Origin of the sequence: Lentzea sp. JNUCC 0626 (genome assembly GCF_043632865.1) — a bacterium.
In the GTDB taxonomy this organism is placed as follows: Bacteria; Actinomycetota; Actinomycetes; order Mycobacteriales; family Pseudonocardiaceae; genus Lentzea.
The window spans coordinates 3,450,835-3,457,111 of the sequence record NZ_CP171635.1; the positions used below are offsets into that span (position 1 = coordinate 3,450,835).

Annotated in this window: 1 protein-coding gene; it reads right to left on the reverse strand. The window is 72.6% G+C overall.

Going from position 1 to position 6,277, the window contains the following annotated elements; all coding sequences use genetic code 11:
• Positions 1–11: 11 nt before the first annotated feature.
• Positions 12–6,263: an SDR family NAD(P)-dependent oxidoreductase gene (locus tag JNUCC0626_RS14800; RefSeq protein ID WP_394620318.1), complete on the reverse strand. Its 6,252-nt coding sequence runs from the start codon at positions 6,261–6,263 to the stop codon at positions 12–14.
• Positions 6,264–6,277 lie beyond the last annotated feature (14 nt).

Genomic DNA, 6,277 nt, shown 5'->3' on the forward strand with positions numbered 1-6,277 from the left:
GGTGAGGAAGGTCAGGAGGAGCTGAGGTTGTTGTCGATGAAGGCGAAGAGCTCGTCGAAGCTCGCCTCTTCCAGGGCGGGCTTCGCCTCCCCCTCCTCCGCGCCGCTGTCGGTCAGCCGTGCCAGCACCTGGCGCAGCCGGCCGGCGAGCTGGTCGCGCAGCGGGTCGTCCCGGCCGACGGCGGCGAGGGCGAGGTCGAGGCGGTCGAGCTCGTCGAGCAGCGTCGACGAGGGGCTGTCGTCGCCCGCCAGCTCGGTGCGCAGGTGCGCGGCGAGCTCGACGGCGTTGGGGTAGTTGAAGACCAGCGTGGCGGGCAGCTTGACGCCGGTCGCGGCGGAGAGCATGTTGCGGAACTCGACCGCGGACAGCGAGTCGAAGCCGAGTTCCTTGAACGCCAGCGTGGGCTTGATGTCCTGCGGTGACTCGTAGCCGAGCACCACCGCGACCTGGCCGATCACGAGGTCCAGCAGCAGTTCGTCCTGCTCGGCCGCGGATCGGCCGGCGAGCCGCTGCGACCAGGAGGCCGGTTCCGCCGCACCGGTGGCGGCGCTCCCCCGCTTGGTCTGGGTGCGGACCAGGCCGCGCAGCAACGGGTGCACCTCCCCTGCGGCGCGCAACGTGCCGAGGTCGAGCTTGACCGGGGCGAGCACCGCGTCGTCGGTGGTGCGGGCGAGGTCGAAGAGCGCCAGGCCGTCGGCGGCGGACAGCACCGGCATGCCTGCGCGGGCCATGCGGGCGATGTCGTTGTCGGACAGCGACGCGCCCATGCCCGCGGTCTGGTCCCACGGGCCCCAGGCGAGCGAGACGGCCGGGAGTCCGCGCGAGCGGCGGTGCACGGCGAGTGCGTCGAGGTAGGTGTTGGCGGCGGCGTAGTTCGCCTGTCCCGCACCGCCCATGAGGCCGGACGAGGAGGAGAACACCACGAACATCGCGAGGTCGTCCTGCGCGGTCAGCTCGTGCAGGTGCGCGGCGGCGTCCGACTTCGGACCGAGCACAGTGGACAGTCGCTCGGGCGTGAGCGAACCGAGCACGCCGTCGGCCAGCACACCGGCCGCGTGCACGACACCGGTGAGCGGGTGCTCGGCCGGGATCGCCTTGAGCAGCGCGGCCACCGCCGCGTGGTCGGACACGTCGCACGCAGCGAGCTGCACGTTCGCGCCGAGTTCGGTGAGCTCCGCGGCCAGGTCCGTCGCGCCCGGTGCGTCCGCGCCACGACGGGAGGTGAGCACGAGGTGGCGGACGCCGTGGTCGGTGACGAGGTGCTTGGCCACCAGCGCGCCCAGTCCCCCGGTGCCGCCGGTGACCAGCACGGTGCCCTCGGGGTTCAGCGGCGCCGGGATGGTCAGCACGACCTTGCCGACGTGCTTGGCCTGGCCCAGGTAGCGGAACGCCTCCGGCGCGCGGTGCAGGTCCCAGGTCGTGACCGGCAGCGGCCGCAGCGCACCGGCGTTGAACCACTCGTAGAGCCGGTGCAGCAGCTCGCCGATGCGGTCGGGGCCGGCCTCGAACAGGTCGAACGAGGTGTAGGCGACGCCGTGCTTGCGGTCGACCTCGGCGGGGTCGCGGACGTCGGTCTTGCCCATCTCCAGGAACCGGCCGGGGTCGCCCTGCGCCACGAGACGCATCGAGGCGTCGACGAACTCGCCGGAGAGCGCGTTGAGGACGACGTCGACGCCGTGGCCGTCCGTCGTGATGGTGAACTCGTGCTCGAAGTCGGTGGTGCGCGACGACGCGATGTGGTCGTCCGCGAGACCGGCGGCGCGCAGCACGTCCTGCTTGCCCGTGCTGGCGGTGCCGAACACCTCGGCGCCGAGGTGCTGGGCGATCTGCGTGGCGGCCATGCCGACACCACCGGCGGCGGCGTGCACCAGGATCTTCTCGCCGGCCTTCAGGCCGCCGAGGTCGTCCAGGGCGTACAGCGCGGTGAGGAACACCAGCGGCACACCGGCGGCCTGGGTGAACGACCAGCCGTCCGGGATCGGGCAGACCTTGCGGCGGTCCGCGACCACGACGGGGGCGAACGCGGCGTTGAACATGCCCATCACGCGGTCGCCGGGGGCGAGGTCGGTGACGCCCGCGCCCACTTCGAGCACGACGCCCGCGCCTTCGAGGCCCATGATCCCGGCGTCGCCGGGGTACATGCCGAGCACGTTCATGACGTCGCGGAAGTTGACGCCCGCGGCCCGGATGGCGATGCGGACCTCACCGGCCTCCAGCGGTGCCGCGGCGGGCGGCCACGCGATGGGCGTGAGGTTGTCGACCGTGCCGGCGGTGGTGAAGTCGAGCCGCCACGGGCCGTCCGGCGCCGGTGCGATCGTGCCGGTGTTCGCCCGCACCAGCCGGGGCGCGTGCAGCACCCCCGCCCTGGCGGCGACCTCGGGCTCGTCCCCGGCCAGGATCGCGGGCAGCACGTCGTCGAGTTCGGTCCTGGCGTCGAGGTCCACGAGGACGATCGCGCCGGGCTGTTCGGTCTGCGCCGAGCGCACCAGGCCGGACGCGGCGGCCTGGGCGGGGACCGCGACGTCCTCGCCGGGCAGCGCGGCGACCGCGTTGCGGGTCACGACGACGAGCAGCGCGTCGTCGGAGCGCTCACCGTCCAGGTAGGACTTGAGGCCGGCCAGGAGTTCGGTCGTCACCTCGTGCACGTCGGCGGACGACGAGACGGCGAGCACCGTCACGTCCGCCGGGGCGCCGCCTTCGGCCGGGGGCAGCTGGGTCCAGTCGACGCGGAACAGCGAGTCGCTGCCACCGCGGGGACGGAACTGCTCGCCGCTGATCGGCCGCAGCACCAGGGAGTCGACGCGGGCGACCGGGTTCCCGGCGCCGTCCGCGACGTCCACGCTGATGCCGTCACCGGCCGGGCGGACGCGGGCGCGCAGCACCTGGGCACCGGCGGCGAAGAGGCTGACCCCGTTCCAGGCGAACGGAAGCGAGGCGGTGCCGCCCTCCCCGGCGTCGTCCCCCGAGGGGATGCCGAGGGTGTGCAGCACGGAGTCGAGCAGCGCCGGGTGCACGCCGAAAGCGGCGGCCCGGCGCTGTTCCGCCTCGGGCAGCGCGACTTCCGCGTACACGTCGTCGCCGCTGCGCCAGGCGTTCACCAGCCCGCGGAAGACCGGGCCGTAACCCAGTCCGATCTCGGCGAGGTCCTCGTAAAGGCCGGTCAGGTCAAGAGCCACGGCACCGGCGGGCGGCCACGTGGTCAGGTCGAAGGCAGGGGTCGCGGGCTCGTCGGTGAGCGCACCGGTGGCGTGCACGAGCCAGGTGGTGTCATCGTCGTCGGTCCGCGAGTACACGGTGATCAGGCGGCGGCCGGCGTCGTCGCCGGGCGCGCCGAGTTCGACGTGCAGGCTGATCCCGCCGTTCTCGGGCAGCACCAACGGGGTCTGCAGCAGCAGCTCTTCGAGGTGGCCGCAGCCGACCTGGTCGCCGGCCTTGATCGCGAGCTCCACCAGCGCGGTGCCGGGCACCACGACGTTGCCGGAGACCACGTGGTCGGCGAGCCAGCCGTGCGTGGCGACCGAGAGCCGGGCGGTGGCGAGGACACCGCCGCCGGGCAGCGGGAGCACCGCGCCGAGCAGCGGGTGGTCGGCGGCGAGCAGGCCCGCGGAGGTGACGTCAGCCACGGAACCCTTGTCCACCAACCACAAGCGCTGGCGGTCGAAGGCGTAGGTCGGCAGGTCGACGCGGCGCGCGCCGGTGCCGTCGAAGAACTGCTTCCAGTCGATCTTGGTGCCGCGCACGTGCAGACCGGCCAGCGCAGCGGTGATCGCGGCGGCCTCGGGGCGGTCCTTGCGTAGCGACGCGACGAGCACGCCCTTGGTGACGGTCTCGGCGCCCATCGCGGTGAGCACGCCGTCCGGGCCGAGTTCGAGGAACGTCGCGACGCCCGCGTTCTCCAGCGTGGTGACGGCGTCGGCGAAGCGAACGGCGGTGCGGACGTGCCGCACCCAGTAGTCGGGGGTGGTCAGCTCGGCGGCGGTGGCGACCTCGCCGGTGGCGGTCGACACGATCGGGATCGTCGGCGCCTGGTAGGTCAGCTGTTCCGCGACGGCGCGGAAGTCTTCGAGCATCGGGTCCATCAACGGCGAGTGGAACGCGTGCGACACAGCAAGACGCTTCGACTTGCGATCCGCGAACTGCGCAACCACCTGCTCGACCGCAGCCTCGTCACCGGCGACGACCACAGACGAAGGTCCGTTGATCGCCGCGATCGACACCAGATCCGTGAGGTGAGGCGTGACCTCGTCCTCGGTCGCCTGCAACGCGACCATCGCGCCGCCCTCGGGCAACGCCTGCATCAACCGCGCCCGAGCACTGATCAACGTCGCCGCATCCTCCAGCGACAACACACCGGCCACATGCGCGGCCGCGATCTCACCGATCGAATGCCCAGCCAGGAAGTCCGGCCGCACACCCCACGACTCGACCAACCGGAACAAAGCCACTTCCAGCGCGAAGATCGCCGGCTGCGTGAACTCCGTGCGATCAAGCTCCTCATCCCGCACGTCCACCAGCGCAGCAACCTCGTCGAACGCCTTGGCGTACACCGGGAACGCCTCGTACAGCTCGCGGCCCATGCCGAGCCGCTGGCTGCCCTGGCCGGTGAACAGCACGGCCAGGCCGCCGTCCGTGGCGGCACCGCGCACCACCGAGGCCGCGTTCGTGCCGTCCGCCAGGGCGTCGAGCCCGGCGATCAGCGCGGCGCGGTCCGCTCCGACGACCACGGCGCGCTGGGCCAGCGCGGTGCGGGTCGTGGCGAGCGAGAACGCCACGTCGTCGATGTGGGCGTCGGTGGTGTCGAGTCGCTCGCGCAGCTTGCGGGCCTGCTCGCGCAGCCCGTCCTCGGTCCGCGCCGAGAGCGGCCACGGGCGCACTGGGCGGTCTTCGCGGGCCACGTCCGGGGTGTCGGCCGTCGGGGCCTGCTCCAGGACGACGTGCGCGTTGGTGCCGCTCACACCGAACGACGAGACACCCGCACGGCGCGGCTGCCCGGTCTCCGGCCACGGCTGGGCCTCGGTGAGCAGGGTCAGGTTGCCGTCGGCCCAGTCGACCTGGTGCGAGGGCTCGTCGATGTGCAGGGTCTGCGGCGCCAGGCCGTGCTGGAGGGCCAGCACCATCTTGATCACGCCACCGACGCCGGCGGCGGCCTGCGAGTGGCCGATGTTGGACTTGAGCGAGCCGAGCAGCACCGGGCGTTCGCGGTCCTGGCCGTAGGTGGCGAGGATGGCCTGCGCCTCGATCGGGTCGCCGAGCCGGGTACCGGTGCCGTGCGCCTCGACGACGTCCACGTCGGACGGCGAGAGCGTCGCGTTGGCCAGTGCCTGCAGGATCACGCGCTGCTGCGACGGGCCGTTGGGGGCGGTGAGGCCGTTGGACGCGCCGTCCTGGTTGACCGCGCTGCCGCGGACGACCGCGAGCACCTCGTGGCCGTTGCGGCGGGCGTCGGAGAGGCGTTCGACGAGCAGCAGGCCGACGCCCTCGGACCAGCCGGTGCCGTCGGCGGCGTCGGCGAAGGCGCGGCAGCGGCCGTCCTGCGACAGGCCGCCCTGCTTGTCGAACTCGACGAACACGGCCGGGGTGCTCATCACCATCACGCCGCCGGCGAGGGCGAGCGAGCACTCGCCGTTGCGCAGCGCCATGACGGCGAGGTGCAGGGCGGTGAGGGACGAGGAGCAGGCGGTGTCGACGGTGACGGCCGGGCCTTCGAGGCCGAACGTGTAGGAGATGCGGCCGGAGAGCACGCTGGGGGCGGCGCCGGTGAGCAGGTGGCCCGCGACCTCGTCGGGCACCTCGGTCAGCCCGATCCCGTAGCCCATCGCGCTGCCGCCGACGAACACGCCGGTCTGGCTGCCGCGCAGGCTCCGCGGGTCGATGCCCGCGCGTTCGAAGACCTCCCACGAGGTCTCCAGCAGCAGTCGTTGCTGCGGGTCCATCGCGAGGGCTTCACGCGGGGAAATGCCGAAGAAGGCGGGCTCGAAATCACCCGCGTCGTAGAGGAAGCCGCCACCCTCGACGCCGAAGCCACCGTTCTCGGTGCCCCAGCCGCGATCGCCGGGCAGCGGGGAAATCGCGTCCCCGCCGGTGGCGACGAGCTGCCACAAATCCTCCGGCGTGCGCACTCCGCCGGGGTAGCGGCAACTCATGGCGACGATCGCGATCGGTTCCCTGTCGCCTTCCTCAAGCTCGCGAAGGCGCTGTCGGGTGGCCTTGAGATCCGCCGTCGCCAGCTTGAGATACTCCCGGAGCGTCTCTTCATTCGCCATTTAAGAGTACCTCT

What these genes read in the sequence shown, in the direction of transcription:
- JNUCC0626_RS14800 (WP_394620318.1), bottom strand. Translation starts at nt 6,263, where the DNA reads ATGGCGAATGAAGAGACGCTCCGGGAGTATCTCAAGCTGGCGACGGCG.